A 20,393-nucleotide genomic window follows, 5' to 3' on the forward strand; every position below is an offset into this window, starting at 1 on the left:
TCTCCCCCCTTAGAATAAGGGGGGACTAAGGGGGGTATTTCACACACACAAGGCTCTCGTTGCAATTCAATTCCATCATCTTCGCGGTCTTCTTCACCGTCATCTTCACCGGCTGCTGGACCATCGGCGGCCAGCGCCGCAGGCTGCAAAACCTGTGGCTGCTAACGGCCAACTGCCTCTTCTATGGCTGGTGGGATGCACGCTTCCTCGCGCTGATCTTCGGTGCGGCCCTGATCGATTTTGCTCTCGGTCTGAAGCTGGACAAAACCGAAGGACTTTCCTCCCGTCGGTTGCTGTTGGGCATCAGCCTGCTGGTGAACCTTGGGCTGTTGGGCTTCTTCAAATACTTCAACTTCTTTGCCCAGAGTGCTACCGACGTTCTGCACACTCTGGGGATGCAGGCCGACCTGCCCACGCTGCGGTTGGTTCTGCCTTTGGGCATCAGCTTCTACACCTTCAGCCGCCTAAGCTACAGCCTCGACCTCTACCGCAAACAGATCCCTGCCAGCAAAGACCTCCTAAGCTTCTTAGCCTTCTCCAGTTTCTTCCCACTGATCGTGGCCGGACCCATCGAACGCGCCAAGCGCCTGCTGCCGCAGTTCGAAAAGCCCCGGACTTTCACTGTCGATCAGGCCAAAGACGGCCTGCGCCAGATCCTCTGGGGACTCTTCCGCAAAATCGTCATCGCCGATAATCTGGTCGCCCCGGTCAATGCCGTCTTCCGCGACTATTCCACTATGACCGGCATAGACCTTTTCCTCGGCATCTTTCTCTATTCGATTCAGATCTACGTGGACTTTTCGGCTTATTCGGATATGGCGATGGGCGTGGGTAAGCTCTTGGGCTTCCGCCTGATGCGCAACTTTGCCTATCCCTACTTTTCCCGTGACATCGCCGAATTCTGGCGCCGCTGGCACATCAGCATGTCGAGCTGGTTTCGGGATTATGTCTACACTCCGCTGTCGATGAAAGTAAGTTTAGCGGCTCGCTGGCGGCGGATGCTGAACATCGTCATCACCTTCACCGTCAGCGGCCTCTGGCACGGGGCCAACTGGACCTTTGTCAGTTGGGGCTTGCTGAATGGTCTCTTTTTCGCCCCACTGATTCTGGGCAAAGCTCCCGAGCGTGACAGCGCCATGGTCGCCGAAGGCAAACTCCTGCCGTCCCTTGCCGATGCACTGCGCATTACCGCGACCTTTCTCGTGGTGATGCTCGCCTGGGTCTTCTTCCGCGCCGACTCGCTCTCGCAGGCCTTCGGCTATCTGCTGGCCATGACCACTCACACGTGGCTGGCCGTGCCGCACTATGGAACACAAATCCTCTGCTGCCTCGCTCTGCTCGCCCTCGAGTGGTTGCGGCGCGACAAAGTCTATGCTCTCGAAAAGATCGGCTTGCCCGTGCCCGCGCGCTGGGCACTCTATGTGACCATGTTGCTCGCCATTCTGGTCCTCGGAAACTTCGGCAGTCAGGAATTCGTCTATGCGCTTTTCTGAGTTCCGGCTGTTACGGTTTCTGCTGCGAGTTGCGGTCTTTGCCCTGCTGGCGCTGGTTGTGGGAGAACTCTTCTTCCGCACCGTCGTCCCCGCCGGCAACACGGCCTTTCGCGTGCATGATCCCGAATTCGGCATCCTGATCTATGACACCACTTCGATGCGCGAGGGCTTCTTCACCGCCGGACGTTTCGCGCAGCAGAAAGCCGTGTGGCATGTCAACAATTACGGCTGGCGCAGCGCGTGGAACTACCTGCCGCCGTCCCCGTCACGCAAGCCGGTGATCGCCCTCATCGGCGATTCCTACATCGCCGGCTTTCACGTCAGCGAGCAGGATCATATCGCCTCCGTGCTGCAGAACGGTCTAAAGGATTCCTATGACGTGTACACCTTCGGGGAAGGCGGCGCGCCGCTCTCCGAATTCGTCTGGATAGCCCGCTATGCCGCCAAACATTTTGATCCCGACGTCTACGTCATCGAAGTCGGTGACGGCGACTGGCGCTCCAGCATCACCAACTATCGTCATGATCCCCGTGTGCATCAGGTCACCTTCCGTGACGGACAGTTTGTGGATGCGCCGTTCTCCTATGATGACCGCCCCCGTGGCCGCCTGCCCAAGTACAGTGCGCTCATCCGCTACCTGACCTTCAATGCCGATCTGCAAATTTTCGATGCTCTGAAACGCACGCGCCCCAAACCGCCGCAAGCCGAGCAGCAGAAGAAAGCGTCGCAGGAAGAACTGATGCAGGTCATCGAACAGGAAGCCGTCTTCTTCGTGCAGCGGATCGCGTCTGAACATCCCGGCAAGCAAATCGTCTTTATGGTGGACGGCCAGCGCGATTCCATCTATGCCGGAAGCTCCGCCATTTCCCAGGCTTCGGTAGCCCGGTTGCAGCGGGTCTGCGCCGATTATTCCACCGTTCACGTGCTCGATCTGGCTCCCGCGCAGGCGGCGCGCTTCGCGGCGGATCACCGCCGTTTCGAATTTCCGTTTGATGATCACTGGAATGAGCATGGCCATCAGGTGATCGGTCAGGCGCTGGCGGATTTCCTGCAGCGCGAACACATTCTCAAACCGTAGAACCCGACTCTTGCAGTTCAACTCCGTCATCTTCGCCCTCTTCTTTACCGCAGTTTTCTTCGGCTATTGGTTGCTGGGCGGCCAGCGCCGCAGGCTGCAAAACCTGTGGCTGCTAACGGCCAACTGTGCCTTCTACGGCTGGTGGGACGGACGCTTCCTCGCGCTGATCTTCGGCGCGGCCCTGATCGATTTTGCGGTCGGTCTGAAGCTTGAGAAAGCCGAAAGACTTTCCTCTCGTCGGTTGCTTTTGGGCATCAGCCTGCTGGTGAACCTCGGGCTGTTGGGCTTCTTCAAATACTTCAACTTCTTTGCCCAGAGTGCCGGTGACGTACTGCATACGCTGGGGATGCAGGCCGACCTGCCCACGTTGCGGTTGGTTCTGCCTTTGGGCATCAGCTTCTACACCTTCAGCCGCCTAAGCTACAGCTTAGACCTCTACCGCAAACAGATCCCTGCCAGCAAAGACCTCCTAAGCTTCTTAGCCTTCTCCAGTTTCTTTCCGCTGATTGTCGCCGGACCCATCGAACGGGCCAAGCGTCTGCTGCCGCAGTTCGAAAAGCCCCGGACTTTCACTGTCGATCAGGCCAAGGACGGCCTGCGCCAGATCCTCTGGGGACTCTTCCGCAAAATCGTCATCGCCGACACCCTCGCCGTGCGCGTCGACAATGTCTTTGCCAACTATGCCACCACCAGCGGCATCGATCTCGCGGTCACCCTGTTTCTCTACTCGATTCAGATCTACGTGGACTTTGCCGCCTATTCGGATATGGCGATGGGCGTGGGCAAGCTCTTGGGCTTCCGCCTGATGCGTAACTTTGCCTACCCCTACTTTTCCCGTGACATCGCCGAATTCTGGCGCCGCTGGCACATCTCCATGTCGAGCTGGTTTCGGGACTATGTTTACACCCCCCTGTCGATGAAGGTCAGCTTAGCGGCTCGTTGGCGGCGGATGCTGAACATCGTCATCACCTTCACCGTCAGCGGCCTCTGGCATGGAGCCAACTGGACCTTTGTCAGTTGGGGCTTGCTGAATGGTCTCTTTTTCGCCCCACTGATTCTGGGCAAAGCTCCCGAGCGTGACAGCGCCATGGTCGCCGAAGGCAAACTCCTGCCGTCGCTTACCGAACTCTGGCAGATGCTCTCCACCTTCGTCGTTGTCACTCTGGCCTGGGCTTTCTTCCGTTCCGATTCCCTCGCCGCCGCCCTGGACTATTTTCGCGCCATGCTCACCGGCAACTGGGCCGTTGCCCCGCAGGGCGGCCTGCTCATTCTGATGTCGCTGGTTCTGCTCGCCATCGAATGGCTGCGCCGCGACAAAATTCACGCGCTGGAAATGGCCGCGCTACCCAAGGCCGGACGCTGGGCCATCTACTTCTGCATCATCCTCGGCATTCTTGTGTTTGGTGAATTCAACTCTCACGGCTTCTACTATGCGCAGTTCTGAGGTCTTGCCATGAGAGGATTTGTCCTCAACCTGCTGCTGTTCCTGCTGCTGCTGATCGCCGGGCTTGAACTGGTTTTCCGCACGGTCATTCCCGCGTCCAACATTGCCTACAAGACGCTGGACAAGCAGTACAGCATCCTCCTGCACGACACCACCGGCGAGCGCCAGGGCCTGTCCACGACGGGCCGCCTGCTCATGCAGCGCGTCCAATGGCGCATCAACAATTGCGGCTGGAGATGCGATAAGGATTACTTCCCGCCCTCCCCGCAGCGCAAGCCGGTGATCGCCCTTATCGGCGATTCCTACGTCGCGGGCTTTCAGGTCAACTACCCCGATCACTTCGGCGCGCGGCTTGAAGCGCGGCTCGATCATCAATACGATGTCTACAACTTCGGCTCCGGCGGCGTGCCCGCTTCGCAATATGTCTACGTCGCCAAGTATGCCCACGAGCGTTTCGATCCTGATGTCTATGTTTTCCTCGTCCGTGATCCCACGTGGAAAAACAGCATCGCCAACTATGACCGCGACGCCAAAGTCCGCCAGCTCCGCTGGAAAGATGACCACTTCGAGGAAGTCCTTCCCAAGTTCACCTCGAGCCGTCTGTCACGGCTGCGCAAACGCAGCGCGCTCATTCGCTACCTCGTGTACAACGCCAACGTCGACATTACCGACGGCGTTCTGGCCGCCAAACACCGCGTCTCTTTGCCGAGCGCCGAGGCCAAACCCAAAACCTATCTCGATGCCTATCCCTTGGTGAAACCCGCCATGGAGAAGCTGCTCGGCCAACTGCGCGCCGATCTTCCCGGCAAAACCATCATCTTCCTGACCAACGTCAACATCGAAAATATCTATGACGGCCTTCCGGGACAGAGCCAGAGCACGCTCCCGTGGCTGCGCGAACTCGGCGGGCAGAAAGGCATCTACGTGCTCGATCTCGCGCCCGCCTTTGCCGCCGACTATCAGGCGCACCGCGAGCCGCTCACCTTCGATATCGACTATCACTGGAATGAACGCGGCCACCAGGTGGTGGCCGATACACTGTTCAAGTTTCTGATGCAGGAGCATCTGCTGAATTCGCCGCGCCCCGATTCAACAGCCGCGGCTTCTCTGGCCAATGCTCAAAATCGAAACCGGGTGATTCCCTGATGAAAATTCGCATTGATATCTGGCTGCACCGCGCGCGCCTCTTCAAATCGCGCACGCAAGCTACCTCCGCCTGCCGCGAAGGCAAAGTGATGATCGGTGAGAAATTCGCCGATGCCGGCGACATGGTAGACGTCGGCGATACGGTCAAGGTTCGTATGCACGGCCTCTATCGCGCCTACCACGTCAACGAATCCGCGGACATTAATCTCTCCAAGATCGAAGCCAAACGCATGTACGACGAAGTTACCGCCCCGGAAACTCTCGAAAAATTCCGCCAGGTGGAAGTCGCCAACAAAGACTGGCGCGGCGGTCCCAAGCGTGAAGGCGGCCCGCGTCCCACCAAAAAATCCCGTCGCGATTTCGACAAACTCCGCGGCAAATAGGGCCGGCTCAAAGCGGGCGCAACACCATTCCGAATGACGAAGCGGCGGGCTCTGCCCCGCCGCTTTTCTTATTTGCCCAAAACATCCTTCGCCGCCTGCACCACCACCTGCGGCGAAATCGTGCGCAGATAACCCCGCCGCACAAACTCCGCCTCGTCGATCCCCTCGGGAATTCCTCCCGGCGCCGTCACCACCACGTTTCGCGGATTGTCCGAATCATTCCAGTTGGCCACCCGCGCCAAACCGAAAATCGTCACCGTCGGCAGCCCGCACGCCACCGCCACATGTTTCGGCGACGAATCCGGCCCCACATACAAATCCACATGCCGGTACAACGCCGCCAGTGTCGGCACCCGCGCCCCCCGCAGCAGCGGCGGCGGATCCTTTACCAGTTTCAACGCGTCTTCCGCCAGCGGTGTCTCGCCCGGCCCCGCCGTCACGATTACCGAAAATCCCGCACGGCGCAGTCCCGCTATCACCTCGGCGGTCAAATCCGGCGGATACAACTTGCCGGGATTGGGCGTCCCCGTCGACAGCGCCACCACCGGCGCGCCCTTGGGCAGCAGCGCCACCGCCGCGTCAACGCGGTCCCGTTCCACCGTGTCAATCGTGTCCGCGTAAATCTCCAGTTCGCGTCCGGCGGGCGGCACTCCCATAATCTCGAGTGCCTTCAGCCGCAAGTCCACCGCGTACAAATCGCGGTCCGCCGCCTCTTCGATGATCCGGTGTGTGTACGCCCAGCGACGCCCCCGGCGGTCCAGCCCCACGCGAACCGTCGCGCCGGAACAAAATGCAAACTGCGCGCTGCGCGGATTGGAGAGAAAATCAATCGTCCAGTCGTAGCGGTGCTCGCGGATCTTCGACACGAATTTCAAAAAATCGCGCACACCGCTCCCGCGCGGTGCCAGCAGCAAGCGGTCAATGCGAGGATTGCCCCACATCCCTTCATCCGAAGGCGACTCGGCGATAAAATCTATTTTCGCCTCGGGGAAACGCGTCGCAATCGCGCGCAGGGCCGGCGTGTCGAGCAGCACGTCGCCGATGCGCCGCACCTGAACAATCAGCACGCGCGAAGGAGTAGGAAAAGAGGCGGGACCACGGAGTTTCATGTGCGGGGAGCAAATCGCAGTTCGAGCAGGGGAGAGGAGCCCGCGCCGCGCGAAGAAAGCGGCAGGGCGCGCACCACAAGTTCCGTGTCGCTGACCGTCACGGATAAATAATGATACTGGTCGCCGGCGGACAGCAGCTTCGAGCCGCCGCCGCCGGAAATCACATAGGTCACACCGTCGCGCATTTCGGACAGCAGCGAGTGAATGTGCCCGGAGAATACCGCCGTCGCCCCGCGCTTGCGCAAAATGCTGTGCAGCCGCGCGGCATGCTCGCGGTTTTCCATCGCGTAGAAAACATCCTGCCGCAGTTCAAACGGCGGCTTGTGGCAGAAGACCAGCGTGTACGGCGCGGGTTTTTCCGGCAGAACCTTCTCCAGCCACACAAACTGCTGCGGCTGAATCGAACCCCAGCCGTTATTCAAGATAATAAACTGCACGGGTCCGATGCGGAACGCGGCGTTGTCCGCGCCGAAAAGCTGGTGGAAATACCGGTGCTCCCGCTCGCCCTGCGTCAGCAGATCATGATTGCCCGGCGTCACCGCCAGCGGCACCGGAATCTGCCGCAGCAGCGAGTGAATGCGCTGATACGAATACCTTGTAGCCTGCGACGCCAGATCGCCGAGGGAAACGGCAAACGCCGGGCGGTCTTCAGCCAGCTTTCTCATCAGCGCGCGGAATGCCAGAAATCCGCTGCGCCGCGTGCTGAAGGGGGATTCCGCTCCGGTTACGTCGCCAAAAATCGCAAATGAATACGTGCTGTCCAGAGTTGCCTGCAGGGCAACGGTCTCGCCCCCTTGGCCGTCACGCTTTAATGCGGTAAAGCGGCGGAAATTCTCTCCACTGAACAGATAGTCGCCGTCCTGCGTCGGCTTTTCTCCCCGCCGCAGCAGCAAAAAGAAGATCAGCCACACGGCTCCGCCGGCCATCAGCACCATCAGCAGAGGCAGGAGAGCAATGCCTGCCGGTGCCGCCGCGCCCGGATCGAAAACCAGAGACTCGCTCTGATTGGCTAACCGCGCCAGTAGAATTCCCGCGGCAAACATCAGCACAAAACTCCAGCGCGGCAAATTCTGGCTGATCGTCCACGCCAGCGCCGTCGCCAGCACAACAGCCATGATCCCTTGCCACACGGCCACCGTCGGATTTCCCTGTATATGCAGCGCCGACAGTAGCGGCAGCAATACAAGTATCACAACGGTCAGCACACCCGGCAGCGTGGTCAGCCGCTTTCGCGCGGCGGCAAATTCGTCGCGGAAATCCGTCCACACCATATCCGCGCCCAGCAGCGCAATCAACGGAGCCACCGCCGCTGCGGCCTTCACCATGCTCTCGCCGGAAAGCAGCGTGGCCACCACTGCCATCACCGTTACCGCGCAGGCATCCGCCCACCACGGCTTGGCGCTCGTGCTCCGCTTCAGCAGCGCCCACAGTGCGGGAAAAATGAAAAGTCCCCACGGCAGCAGCGGCAGCAGCGCCTGCCACACCATAACCGACTGCGGCGGGATCACCGAATCCGGCACGGGCAGCGTCAGCGGCATCAGTCCGTGAATCGCCGCACCCAAACCATAACAAATCATCAGCACCACAGACCACACCACTGCGTGTTTGCCCTGCCGCGCCGCAAGCAGCGCCGCAAACGCCAGCGCAATGGCGCCCGATCTCCAGCCAAACGCGTAGCCCGCCCCCACCAGCAAAACACCGATAAAGCCGAGGAAGAACGGACGCTCTTCACCGCGTGCCCGCGAGGCCATCCAGATCCCCACCGCCCCCACCATCATCAGCGCGGAATCCTGCAACATTCCCGGATCGGCCCCCACCATCCCTGTCGCGGGCAGTGAACAGAGCAGCGCCGCCGCATACAGCCCGCGCCCGTTGCCCAGCAGCCGCTCCGCCGCATCGTAAATCAGCCCCAGCGCAATCACCGCAAACGCCAGCGACACCGGCATCAAAAACCGTTCGATGAAGGGCAGCTTCAGAGACTCCAGCACGAACGGCCCCCAGCCTGCCAGGGCCATCGCCAAAACCAGAAGGGCGGCGATCACTTTCTCGTAAGTGCTCTGCGAGTGCGTCTCGCTCATGGCCTTGCCTGCAAGATGCGTTGAAAAAGGGATTCGAACCGTGACATGGAATAATCTACGCTGAACTCGGCGGCAATCCGCGCCCGCATCATCTCCGCCACCTGCGCCCGCCGCGCGTCATCACTCAGCAACTCACTTGCCCTTGCCGTCATGGCGGCAAGATCGCCCGCCGGAATCAGGCTCTCCGCCAGCGGACCCGCAAAAATTTCCGGTACCGCGCCGACGTCAAAACTTAAACACGCCGCACCCGCCGCCATCGCTTCCAACAGCACATTCGGCGTGCCTTCATCATCCGAGGTCAACAGAAACAGATCGGCGTCGCCCGCAATCTCCGCAAGATCCGGCACAAACCCCGCAAGCTGCACGTGATTTTCCAGCGTCAGCGTGTGAATCCTCTGCTGCAATTCCTCGCGGCGCGGTCCATCTCCGGCGATCAGAACTCGAAGCTGCGGAAACCGCGGTGCCAGCGCCGCCGCAATGTCCAGCAGCCGGTCAAACCGCTTTTGCGGCTCCAACCGTCCCGCACCCAGCACCAGCAGCGCATCGTCCGCAATGCCGAATCGCCGCCGCAACTCTCCGCGCTTCTGCGGCAGAAGAGCCGTGCCGTTGTGGATCACATCCACCTTATCTACGGGAAATCCGAGCCGCCTATACTGCTCGCGAATCGATGCCGCATTCACCACCAGTTTGCTCAACACACCCGTCGCCAGCCAGCGGTGATGGATCCCCCGCCGCAGCAGCGGAAACCCGTGCCGCGCCACCACCGGAATTCCGGCCAGTCGCGCCGCAATCCCGAACTGCCACGCTTCCTTGTTGAAGTTGACCATCGCCAGGTCCGCGCGAAAATTCTTCAGGAGCGCCCGCGCGCGCCAAATCGCCGGAGGAGAAAAATCTCCGCCAAAGATCGTTTCCGCAATCGTCAGTCCCCGCGCCTCGGCAACCTGCAGCAGGCGGGAATCTGGCCGCCCCACTACCAGCGTCTCGTGGCCGTGCGCTGCAAACCAGTGCGCGGCCTCTACCGTCCACTTTTCGCCGCCGCCCCAGCTCTGTGCCCAGGCGGAATTGACCAGCAGCAGCCGCACTACGCGTCGGCGCCGTGTTCGAACAGCCGCGTCAGCATCGCGTACAACGCGCTCGACCGCAGCAACTCGGTATGACTTCCCATGTCGGAAATTTTGCCCTTGTCCATCACCACAATCCGGTCCGCGTGGCGTACGCTCGTCAAGCGGTGCGCAATGATAATCACCGTCCGCTTCAAAAACAGCTCGTCGAGCGCCTTCTGCACAAACCGCTCCGATTCCGCATCCAGCGCCGACGTCGCCTCGTCGAATATCAGAATCGGTGAATCCCTCAGCAGCGCGCGCGCAATCGCTATCCGCTGCTTCTGTCCGCCCGAGAGCTGCGTCCCGCGCTCTCCCACCATCGTCTCCAACCCGTGCGGAAGCTGGCGGATGAACTCTCCCGAATGGGACCGCTCAATCGCTTCCTGCAAGCGCGCGTCTTCCACGCCGCTCAGCCCGTAGCAAATATTGTTGCGCACCGTGTCATTGAACAGGAACACGTCCTGGCTGACCGTACTCACCTGTGACCGCAGCGCGGTCAGCGGCAACTCCTTCAGCGGCTGGCCGTCCACCGTAATCAGTCCCTGCTGCGGCTCGTAAAAACGCGGAATCAGATTCGCCAGTGTGCTCTTGCCGCTGCCGCTTCGTCCCACCAGCGCGATTTTCTCGTTCTTGTGGATGATCAGATTGATATCCCTGAGCACCCATTCATTGGAGGTCTCATAGCGGAAATGCACCCGGTCGAACACAATCGCCTTCTCGAACCGGATCGGCGCCGTGCTGCCGGTTTGCACCGGCTCGGGCTTTTCATTCAGCACCTCCTCGATCCGCACTCCCGCCGCCGCGCCGATCTGCAGACTGTTCATCACGCTGCCGAGGTTGCGCGCCGGAGCCAAAATCGAAAACAGCACCACGATGAACCGGATAAAATCTTCCGCGTCCACGCCGCTGCCCGTCAACACCTGCTGCCCGCCGAAGAACAGCACCAGCGCGATAATAAACACGCCGATACTCTCCGAGAGCGGCGGCGCCAGCCGTTCCAGCCGCGCCAGCCGCAGATTCTGCCGGAACAGTTCCTGCGTGCCCGCTTCGAACTTCTCCGCTTCCCGCCGCTCCGTTCCGAAAGCCTTGATCACCCGCGCGCCGGAAATGGCCTCCTGCAAGTGCGACGTGATATTCCCCAGCCGCTCCTGAATCCGCCAGCTCTTGCGCTTGAGACTCTGCCCCGTCCACTTGTAGATCACCCCGAAGAGCGGCACGATGAGCAGCGCCATCAGCGTCATCTTCCACGAGATCGAAATCAGCACAATCAAGAGCGTGATCACCGTCAGCGGATCGCGCAGGAGCTGGGTAAACACTCGCTGAAAGGTGATGCTGATCGCCGCCACGTCGTTCATCACGTTGGACATCACTTCGCCCGTGGGCCGGCGGTCGAAATAAGAGTAGGGGAGACGAGCCACATGCGCGAATACCGTATCCCGCAGATCCTTGATCATCTTCTGCTCGACGTACGAGACAAAATGCAACTGCCCGTACCCGAACAGATTCTTGATCAGAAACACGATAATCAGCGCCACGCACAGCCGCGGCAGCATATGCACCGGATCGCTTCCGCCCAGCACATCCCATGACCATGTCTTCAGCGACTCGTACCAGCCCGACAGCCCGCCCATCGGCACCGGCGACGCGTTCGCATTCGGATTGTTCGGCAGAAAAATCACCTTCAGCACCGGAGCCACCAGCCACAGCGAGAGCGCGTTGAACACCACGTAAAACAGCGTACACGCCGCCGTCCCGATCAAATGCCCGGGATACCGCTTAAAAGGATTTATGAATTTGAGGTAAGTTGTCATGAAAGAGACTGGAGGCTAAAGACTGGAGACCTGAACACGTTGCCTAAGGGGTGCTATCAGACCGGGTGTGCTTGACCATCGTCACAAAAATCGCCATGAGTTCCGACATTTCGCCCTTCAACTGGGAAAGTCTCTCCGCCTTAACGATGCCGCTGTTTTCGATAACATATATCCAATAAATGGTTTCTTCGAGCTCCTGCATGGCACCGGTAATCTTGTTGGCAAAATCCGCTTTAGATTTTGAACGGCATGACTCGGCGTAATGGGCCCCGACCGATGTGCCTGAGCGGAGAAGCTGTTCGGCGAGGTTGCGCGTCGGTCCGGCCTTGGGTAGCGCGCCCGTCAACCGCACAATACGCACCGCAAATTCCCGCGTCCTTTGCCGCAGGCGGTCCTTGCGAACATCCATGACGAGGTCTCCTGATTTTCGAGTCTCAGGTCTCTGGTCTCAAGTCTTTCCGCGCCAGCCCTAAATATCCGAAATCTCCCCGACATATCAAATACCCGCAGCCATTTCCTCCCTGAAACAAACGCCAACTATCGCGAAATATGTCACGATCCGGCTTGACTCCGCACCAAGGTTTTCGCATATTCGGATATGAAAGAAGGGTATGCGCTAATGTTAGAAGCATCTAACATTAGCCGCCTGTAACATTTTAGTTTTTTGGAGTTTTGGATTTTTGGCTTTGAAAATATGACCACCGTCGACACCGCTCACACCGCCAATTTCACGCTGAAAGGCCCCGCCGTGCCTCTCACCCAACTCCCGCTTGGATCCCGCTGTCGGGTCGAGGCGGTCGATGAAAACTCCGAAAGCCTGCTCCGGCTGATGGAAATGGGCCTGACACCGGGAGCGGTCGTGGTGATGGAACGCGAAGCCCCCCTTAAGAGCCCCTACAGCCTGCGCCTGCCGGGCTGCACCTTGGCCGTCCGGCGTGAAGATGCCGAACGTGTGCTGGTTACCCTGTTGCCCGAGTCCTCTGCCGAAGGTAAGTAGACCTTGGCCCAATGCCATACAGATACCGTTGTTCGTGAGAAGGTCGCCGCCGGTCGGCGGGTAATTGCCATTGCCGGCAATCCCAACGCCGGAAAGACGACCGTTTTTAATGCCCTCACCGGAACCCGCCAGCGCGTCGGCAACTACCCCGGCGTCACCGTCGAACGCAAAGTCGGCACCCTCCACCTGCCTTCGGGTGAAGTGGCCGACATCGTCGACCTTCCCGGCTGCTACAGCCTCGTCGCGCGTTCCCCGGAAGAACAGATTTCCCATGACGTCCTTCTCGGTGAACTGGAAGGTGAGCCCCGCCCGGACCTCGTGGTCATCGTGGTTGATGCCTCCAATCTGCAGCGCAATCTCTTCTTAGCCACTCAGATCCGCGATCTGGGACTTCCCATGATCGTCGCCCTCAATATGATGGACATCGCCCGCGAGCGCGGCTCCGAAGTCATGCCCCACAAGCTCTCCGAGGCTTTGGGCTGCCCGGTTGTGCCTCTCGTCGCGCGCAAGGGTGAAGGGCTGGATGATCTGCTCGCGCTGCTCGAGCGTACCGCCTGCGGATGCAGTGAATGCACCTGTGGCCTCGCGCCGCGTTTCATTGATGCACTCCCCGCCGCGCTGGAAAAACCCGTTGAAGCCCTCTCGCAGGGCCTGATCCAAAGCGGTCTGGCCTCTGAAGAATCCTCCCGCGCCGAAGCCCTCTGGCTGCTCGTGTCTTCGTTCGAAGGCGAGGATGCCGTCAAGGTCTCGCCGACCCATGCCGCCCTCACACGCCGCGTGCGCACCGAGTTCAAGCTTTCGCCACGGCAGATGCGCGCTATTGAAACCAGTGCGCGCTATCACTATCTGAAGGACCTGATGTTCCTCGCGGCCTGCGTCGAAATGGACCGGCCGCACCGCCTCACCGACCGCCTCGACCGCGTGCTCCTGCACCGCGTCTTCGGTCCGCTGATCTTTCTCGCCGTCATGGCCCTGGTCTTCCAATCCATCTTCTCCTGGGTGACTCCCGCCATGGACCTCATCCAGTCCGGAGTCGGCCTCGTGGAAAGCGGCGTCAGTCATCTCCTTCCCGATGGCCTCTTCAAGGAACTGGTGCTGCAAGGGGCCATCGCCGGCGTCGGCAATGTGCTGGTCTTCCTACCGCAGATTCTTGTCTTATTCCTCTTTGTCGGTCTGCTCGAAGACATCGGTTACATGGCGCGCGCCGCCTTCCTCATGGACCGCATCATGGCCCGTGTGGGTCTGGATGGCCGCGCGTTTCTGCCGCTGCTCTCCAGCTTTGCCTGTGCCATTCCCGGCATTATGGCCACTCGCACCATCGCCGGACGCAAGGACCGCCTCGTCACCATTCTCGTCGCGCCGCTTATGTCGTGCAGCGCGCGTCTCCCGGTCTACACGCTGATCATCGGTACTGTCTTCGCCGCCAGCCGTCCCGTGTGGGGTTTCTTCACCGTCGGTGGTCTCGTGCTGATGAGCATGTATCTCTTTTCCATCACCGTCGGCATCACCATGGCGGCCATCTTCAAGCGCACACTCTTAAAGAGTCCGCCGCCGCCGTTGCTGCTCGAACTTCCGACCTACAAACTCCCGTCGCTGAAATCCGTCGCGCTCAATGTCTTTGATCGCGGCAAACTGTTCGTCATCCGCGCCGGTACCGTCATTCTGGCCGCCACCGTCATCGTCTGGGCCGTCATCCATGTGCCGCTGCGTCATGTCGACCTTGCGCCGCTGACTGCCGAACGCGCCGCCGTCATATCTGACGCCTCGCTCGATTCCCCCGCCCAAACCGCCGCGCTGAATCTCATTCAGGCAAAAGAAGACGCGCTGAGAATCGAACACAGCATCGGCGGATCTTTGGGCAAACTGATTGAGCCGGTCATTGCCCCCCTCGGTTTCGATTGGAAGATGGGTGTCGGCATCATCGCCAGCTTCGCCGCGCGCGAGGTCTTTGTCAGCGGTCTGGCCGTCGTCAACGGCGTCGGCAGTGCCGATGAGAACTCCTCCGATCTGCGCCAGACTCTGCGTGCCGAAAAACGCCCCGGCAGCGGTGCGCCCGTCTATACTCCGTTGCTCGGCCTCGCGCTGATGGTCTTCTTCGTACTGGCCTGTCAGTGCATGTCCACCGTGGCGATTGTCCGCCGGGAAACCAACAGTTGGCGCTGGCCCGCTTTCATGATCGCCTACATGAGCATCCTCGCCTGGCTCGGAGCCTTCGCCGTCTACCAGGGCGGCCACCTCCTCGGCCTCTCCTGACGCAAAACGAAAAACTAAAATGAAGAACCAAAAGATGAATCCGAGCCTTCTTCATTTTTGGTTTCTAATTTCTAATTTCTAATTTCGTCTCCATGTCCCCTCTCCTCGACACCTTCTTAGTCCTCACCGCCGTCGCCCTCGCCCTCGGCTATTTGGTGTGGCGCAAACTGCGCTCGAAGCGCCATGCCCAGCGGGACTGGACCAGCGGCCACGCCGACGTCTGCACCTCCTGCCCCGTCATCCAGATCCACAAGGCCCGCTTACAAAAAGCCTCCCGGAATCATGAATAAAAAAACGCGGGACGAGTCAACCTCGTCCCGCGTTTCATTATCCGTTTTCCCCTGCGCCGCATCCCCCATCCTGTCATCCTGCACGCGGTCTTCCTTCGTTCTGCCATCCTGCACCCCCTAACCTTGTCATCCTGCATTTGTCTTCAAATGCAGGATCTCTCTTTCCCGCTCAACAGAGGATTCCTATTTCCTATTTCCTATTTCCCCTCGCCCCACTCCTCGTTGCGCCAGCAGCCCCTCAAGCTGATCCACCACAAAACCCAGATCAAATTCCCGCACGGCATACTCCCGGGCTCGTGCACCGATCTCCCGCCGCTTGTCGCTATTCGCCAGCAACTCCCGCACCGCCTTTTCGAGGTCATTGAGGTTGGTCGCAAATCGTCCCAGCCCCTTGTCCGTCAGCAGCCGGTCGGGATTGACATCTAAGGAAACAATCGGCACTCCGCGCATCATCGCATGGATGAAGGTATTGGGATAGCCTTCTGCCTGACTGGTACTCACCAGCAGATGGGCCTTCTGAAAATACTCCCCCACCCGGTTGCGCGGCACCGCGCCATCATACCGCAAATGCGGCAGCTTCCGTGTGGCCGCATCCAAAATTGCCCGGTACTTCGGCTCCTGAATATTGCCGATCATCACAAAATCCGCATCCAAGTCCCGGCAACGGCGTGCCAACTCAATAAACAGGCGCGGCCTTTTCCAGTCTTTGATTCCCCCCGCCCACAACACCAGCGGCTTGCCCAGATGAGATTGAACTTCATTCTCCGGGACGCTTGTCTGTGGATTGTGCAGCACCACACTGTCAATTCCTCCGGCGGCCAGTGCCTCTTGCTGGCCGGTATGCTGGGCCAGCACCAGATCCGCTGCCCGTACTCCCCGCCGCGCCATCCAGGTGGGATAAACAAATCGCAACAGATGGGCATAGAACCGTGCTGCGCCGAAATTCTGCTTCACCAGCTTGAGTCTGGGCAAGAAGGACCCATCCGCCTCAGAGGCCGATGCCCAGACCTTTAGTGTTCCCGCAGGAGCCTCCAGCATGGTGTGATGGGTGTAGAGATCATACACAATACTCACCACCACCGCAGGCCTCAGCTTCGTGAGCAACCTGCGCAAGGCCAGCCGGTTCGCCACAAAGGGTGATCGCTGCGGTGGCAGTGCATGCAACGTCACGCCATCCACTACCGCCGGATCCGGCGTTTTCTTCATCTCACTTATGCAGTGGACATCCCAGCCCCGCCGCGCAAGTTCAGTTGAAAGCAACCACACCCGCTCCTCTGAGCCGCCCTGAATACTGGTCAGCAAATGGTACTTGGAGACAAACAGAATGCGGGGCTTTTCCATGCCGGGTAAATAACTTCCGTTGAAAAGGTGAGAAATACCAAGATAAAGACCAACATCAACAAAAGCAAGCAATTTCCAAGCCAGCAAGCGCCACCCTGTTCCGCCCCCCCACCTCAAAAAAACTAACCGGCACGCGCTCCATCGTGCCGGATCCCTTGTTCATGCTGCCCTCCGGGCTGACGGTCCGCTGAAGGCGAGATCTCGCTCCGCCGGACCGGAGGCCGCCGCTATGGATGGGGTTTGTCACCGCGCGGTCTCCATGCACAACCCCCACGCCGCCGAGCAGGCGACCCGGGTCAAGGGGTCACCCCTTGTTGCGGAAGGGAGAGAGATTTTGTAGATTCTTGGCATGCGGCTTGCCGTGAGTTCTCTTTTTGAGCGGCATGTGACCACAAACTTGGCAGGATATGGCAGAACCTCTGGAAACTGTAGCTACTCCCGTTCGTCCCCGCCGCCGTGTTGTGCAAAACACGGTTTTCTCGGCTCTGACCAAGGCACAGGGTGCAATTCTCAGCTATATCACCACGCTGATTCTGCTCCATGCGCTGTCGGTGGAAGGCTACGGTCTGTACTCGGTGCTGTTTGTGGGGGTGGTCGCCAACCTCAGTTTGCTGTTGCGGTTTGGCATCGCCAATGTGCTCACCCGGTTCATCCCGGAGTACTATTCGCAGGGCAACTTCCGGGTCATTGCCCGCCTGTTCTCTATGGCCAATCTGATCCAGACGGCATCGGCGGCACTGCTGGCCGTCATCGCCTGGATCTTTGCCCCGCAGCTTGCCACACTGATCCGTTTCCCCGGTTCGGAAAATGTGCTCCGCATTTTCGCCGTGGGTGCTGCCGCTTATCTGCTGACCGAGAACTTCCGCATTCTGTTCGGCGGGGTCTTCCAGCAGCGGGTGATTCTGATTGTCAATTTCATCTATGCGGTCATCCGGCTGGCCGCGCTGTATATCGCAACGCGCACTGCCGATCCGCTGTTCAGTGTCATGATTGCCGAGAGTGCGCTCTATGTCTTCCTGCTCGCGGCATACTATATCGCTTACCGTCTTCTCGTCCGGCCCCGCATCGAGGAACATCCCGATCATGAAATCCCGCCCCCGTGGCGGCGTTTCACCCGCTACGCCGGATTGTATTATCTGAATGAACTCGGCCTGACGCTCATCAATCAAGCCACAGACCTGTTCATCGTCTCCGGACTGCTCGGAGACCTTGCCGTGGGCCTCTATGGTCTGGCTAACCGCATCCTGCAACTGGCCACACAGGTGCTGCCCAACAAGGTTTTCGGGGATGTCATCGAGCCGCTGTTCTTCAGTGAGTACGGGGAAGCGCGCAAGCAGGAAGCTCAGTTCGGCTTCAATATGTTTTTGAAGGTTACCCTGCTCACGGCGCTGCCCATCGGCATCTGGATTTCCCTGATGGGCCGTCCGCTGATCGTGGAACTGTTCGATGCCCGCTATGCCGATGCCGCCATGATCCTCACCGTCAGTGGCTTGATTCTGCCGATGATCGCCATGCGCATGCCGCTCGGTCTCATCCTGCAGAATGCCGAACGTCCCGATCTGCTGCTCATCGCCAAGCTCACCGGAGTGCTGAAAATTGTCCTCGGCCTGATGCTCGTGCGGCAGTGGGGAGTCATGGCGATGGTCTGGGTCACCTTCTCCACGACGCTGGCCGAACTCATCGTCAATTTCTCCTTCGTCGCCACCAAACTGCATGTGCGTACCGACTTTGTAGGCCTGTTGCGCCTCGGGATCAACAGCCTGATTGCCGCCGCCCTCTTCTATCCGCTGCGGCCCTTCTTTGCCGGACGGATCGGAGTCATCATCAGCATCCCGCTGTTTGCCGCGCTCTACCTCGGCATCAATCTGCTGCACAAGACGTTCCGCGCCGAGGAACGCGAGTTCATCAATTCGAAAATGCCGTATCCTCTCTGGAAATTCTGACGCAGGCTTAAGGAAGCGAATCCTCTCTATGTGCGGAATCTGTGGTATCATCGACCCGGCGGGCATCGACCCGCTGCTGCTCGAACGCATGACCGACGGCCTGGCCCATCGCGGCCCCGATGCTCGCGGAACATGGATCAGTCCGGATCGCCGCGTCGGCTTCGGCCATCGCCGCCTTACCATTATCGATCTCGATCCCCGCAGCAACCAGCCGTTCATCAGTGATGATGGGGAAATGGCGCTCACCTTCAACGGTGAGATCTACAACTTCCATGATATCCGCCGCGAACTCGCCGCCAAAGGACACCGCTTCCGCACCGAGTCCGACACCGAGGTCATTCTCCATGCCTATGATGAGTGGGGCTTCGATTCCGTGCATCGCCTGCGCGGCATGTTCGCCTTCGCCATCTATGATCGCCGCCGCAACCGCGTCTGGATTGCCCGTGACCGCATCGGCATCAAACCCGTCATCTACTATCAGAAAGACGGCCTGCTCGCCTTCTCCTCGGATATTCAGACCCTGTCTTCCGCGCCGTTCGATGCCGCGCTCGATATCACCGCGCTCTATGACTGTCTGATCTATCAGTATATCCCCGCTCCCAAAACCGCCTTCCGCTATGTCCACAAGCTCGAAGCCGGACACTGGATGCTCTGGGAGAATGGCCATCTCACCGATCAGAAATACTGGGATGTACCCGCCTTCGGAGAGAATATCGTCGATGAAGCCACCGCGATCAAACGTGTGCGGGAACTGATCGATGAGTCCGTGCGGCTGCGCCTGCTGGCCGATGTGCCCGTCGGCACACTGCTCTCCGGCGGCATTGACTCCAGTGCCGTCACCTACTATGCGCAGAAAAATGCCAGCGGCCCTCTCCACGCCTTTTCCGTCGGCTTCGATGTCGCATCCAAAAATGAACTCGAATATGCCGAACTGCTGGCGCGGGAATTGGGCAGTGACCATGTCACTCGCATGTACACCTCCGATGCCGCTCGCGAACGCGCCGCGGAAAGCATGTTCCTCTACGGCGAGCCGCACGGCGACATGTCCATCTTCCCTACAGCCGTGGTCAGCCAAATGGCGCGCGATCAGGTCACCGTGGCCCTCTCGGGTGATGGCGGCGATGAGGTTTTCTGGGGCTACAAGCGCTATCTCGAATATCCCGCCTACAACCGCCGCAATTTCCCCTTCCGGAAGATGCTGCGCGCGGCCGCACACAAGTCTCTGCATCCGACCGCTCATGGCCGCATCCGCCTGCTGCGCCGCTGCCTCGATGATTTCGATCTTTATACTCTGCTGATCGGCGGTATTACCCGTACCGAAATCGGACAACTGATGGCGCCTGATCTCTTCGAACACTTCCGGGATTACGACGACTACTGGGCCTATCGCAAATTCTGGCGCGAGGATGTGCCCCTCGCCACGCGGCTGCAATACCTTGATCTGAAGGTCTATCTGGCCGACGATATTCTGGTCAAGGTCGACCGTGCCAGTATGTCGGTCGCCCTCGAAGCCCGTGTGCCGCTCCTCGATCACAAACTCATCGAAGAAGTTTTCTCCTGGCCCGATGCGATTCGCTCGGATGGCCATACGCTGAAATATATTTTTAAGAAAGCGATGCGTGGTGTCCTGCCCGAAGCCATTCTGACGAAGCCTAAGCATGGCTTCAGCCCACCGTGGAATGAGTGGATCAAAGAGTGGGATGAGGTCCGCGAAGCCCACGGAGACGGCAGCTTCTTTGCCAAAAACCGTGCGCTGCCCCCCGACTACACCGTGCTCATGATGCAGCACTGGCTGACCTCCCGCCGCTCCCAGCAGCCGGCCCTCCGGCCTCCCGCCGTTCCTACGGCCGCCGCCTGATCAACGCTACACCTCACACAATGTAACAGCGCCTTCGAGATTTTCGAAGGCGCTGTATTATTTTCG

Annotated in this window: 16 protein-coding genes; 10 read left to right on the forward strand and 6 right to left on the reverse strand. The window is 59.6% G+C overall.

Annotated elements, in window-relative coordinates; genetic code table 11:
* Positions 1-59: 59 nt before the first annotated feature.
* Genes VGL38_07235 through VGL38_07255 form a run of 5 tightly spaced genes read left to right on the forward strand, consistent with a single transcriptional unit; the run spans position 60 to position 5,544 of the window.
* Positions 60-1,493, forward strand: coding sequence for an MBOAT family O-acyltransferase (locus VGL38_07235; protein HEY3295214.1), 1,434 nt, complete (start codon positions 60-62; stop codon positions 1,491-1,493).
* Positions 1,480-2,571, forward strand: coding sequence for a hypothetical protein (locus VGL38_07240; protein ID HEY3295215.1), 1,092 nt, complete (start codon positions 1,480-1,482; stop codon positions 2,569-2,571). Before VGL38_07235 ends, VGL38_07240 begins: the two co-directional genes overlap by 14 nt.
* 10 nt (positions 2,572-2,581) lie before the next feature.
* Positions 2,582-4,015 carry an MBOAT family O-acyltransferase gene (locus VGL38_07245; protein HEY3295216.1) on the forward strand — a complete coding sequence of 478 codons (1,434 nt, stop codon included), beginning with the start codon at positions 2,582-2,584 and terminating at the stop codon, positions 4,013-4,015.
* 9 nt (positions 4,016-4,024) lie between these two features.
* Positions 4,025-5,161: an SGNH/GDSL hydrolase family protein gene (locus VGL38_07250; GenBank protein HEY3295217.1), complete on the forward strand. Its 1,137-nt coding sequence runs from the start codon at positions 4,025-4,027 to the stop codon at positions 5,159-5,161.
* On the forward strand, positions 5,161-5,544 hold the full coding sequence (locus VGL38_07255) for a S4 domain-containing protein (GenBank protein ID HEY3295218.1): 384 nt from the start codon (positions 5,161-5,163) through the stop codon (positions 5,542-5,544). The genes VGL38_07250 and VGL38_07255 overlap by 1 nt, the downstream gene beginning before the upstream one ends.
* 68 nt (positions 5,545-5,612) lie before the next feature.
* On the opposite strand, the gene VGL38_07260 is transcribed toward VGL38_07255, so the two are convergent.
* From VGL38_07260 to VGL38_07280, 5 genes are read right to left on the reverse strand one after another with little or no spacing between them, the layout of a single operon-like run.
* Complete coding sequence (locus VGL38_07260) at positions 5,613-6,653, reverse strand: glycosyltransferase family 9 protein (GenBank protein ID HEY3295219.1); 1,041 nt, start codon at positions 6,651-6,653, stop codon at positions 5,613-5,615.
* Complete coding sequence (locus VGL38_07265) at positions 6,650-8,731, reverse strand: metallophosphoesterase (protein ID HEY3295220.1); 2,082 nt, start codon at positions 8,729-8,731, stop codon at positions 6,650-6,652. The genes VGL38_07260 and VGL38_07265 overlap by 4 nt, the downstream gene beginning before the upstream one ends.
* Positions 8,728-9,813, reverse strand: a complete 1,086-nt coding sequence (locus VGL38_07270) for a glycosyltransferase (protein ID HEY3295221.1) — start codon at positions 9,811-9,813, stop codon at positions 8,728-8,730. The genes VGL38_07265 and VGL38_07270 overlap by 4 nt, the downstream gene beginning before the upstream one ends.
* Positions 9,813-11,645: an ABC transporter ATP-binding protein gene (locus tag VGL38_07275; GenBank protein ID HEY3295222.1), complete on the reverse strand. Its 1,833-nt coding sequence runs from the start codon at positions 11,643-11,645 to the stop codon at positions 9,813-9,815. The genes VGL38_07270 and VGL38_07275 overlap by 1 nt, the downstream gene beginning before the upstream one ends.
* Positions 11,646-11,688: 43 nt before the next feature.
* Positions 11,689-12,054: a four helix bundle protein gene (locus VGL38_07280; protein ID HEY3295223.1), complete on the reverse strand. Its 366-nt coding sequence runs from the start codon at positions 12,052-12,054 to the stop codon at positions 11,689-11,691.
* Positions 12,055-12,339: 285 nt separating this feature from the next.
* On the opposite strand from VGL38_07280, the gene VGL38_07285 reads away from it, so the two are divergent.
* From VGL38_07285 to VGL38_07295, 3 genes are all read left to right on the forward strand, one after another.
* Complete coding sequence (locus VGL38_07285) at positions 12,340-12,642, forward strand: FeoA family protein (GenBank protein HEY3295224.1); 303 nt, start codon at positions 12,340-12,342, stop codon at positions 12,640-12,642.
* Positions 12,643-12,645: 3 nt separating this feature from the next.
* Positions 12,646-14,895, forward strand: coding sequence for a ferrous iron transport protein B (gene feoB, locus VGL38_07290; protein ID HEY3295225.1), 2,250 nt, complete (start codon positions 12,646-12,648; stop codon positions 14,893-14,895).
* A 92-nt stretch (positions 14,896-14,987) separates the two neighbouring features.
* Entirely contained in the window at positions 14,988-15,185 is a 198-nt protein-coding gene (locus VGL38_07295; protein HEY3295226.1) for a hypothetical protein, read from the forward strand.
* A gap of 183 nt (positions 15,186-15,368) precedes the next feature.
* On the opposite strand, the gene VGL38_07300 is transcribed toward VGL38_07295, so the two are convergent.
* Entirely contained in the window at positions 15,369-16,526 is a 1,158-nt protein-coding gene (locus VGL38_07300) for a glycosyltransferase family 4 protein (GenBank protein ID HEY3295227.1), read from the reverse strand.
* A 407-nt stretch (positions 16,527-16,933) separates the two neighbouring features.
* Between VGL38_07300 and VGL38_07305 the strand changes: the two genes are divergently transcribed.
* On the forward strand, positions 16,934-18,469 hold the full coding sequence (locus VGL38_07305; GenBank protein ID HEY3295228.1) for an oligosaccharide flippase family protein: 1,536 nt from the start codon (positions 16,934-16,936) through the stop codon (positions 18,467-18,469).
* 28 nt (positions 18,470-18,497) lie between these two features.
* Positions 18,498-20,327: an asparagine synthase (glutamine-hydrolyzing) gene (asnB, locus tag VGL38_07310; GenBank protein ID HEY3295229.1), complete on the forward strand. Its 1,830-nt coding sequence runs from the start codon at positions 18,498-18,500 to the stop codon at positions 20,325-20,327.
* The last annotated feature ends 66 nt before the right edge of the window (positions 20,328-20,393 follow it).

The sequence above is a fragment of the bacterium genome (assembly GCA_036504735.1).
Lineage (GTDB): Bacteria > Electryoneota > RPQS01 > RPQS01 > RPQS01 > DASXUQ01.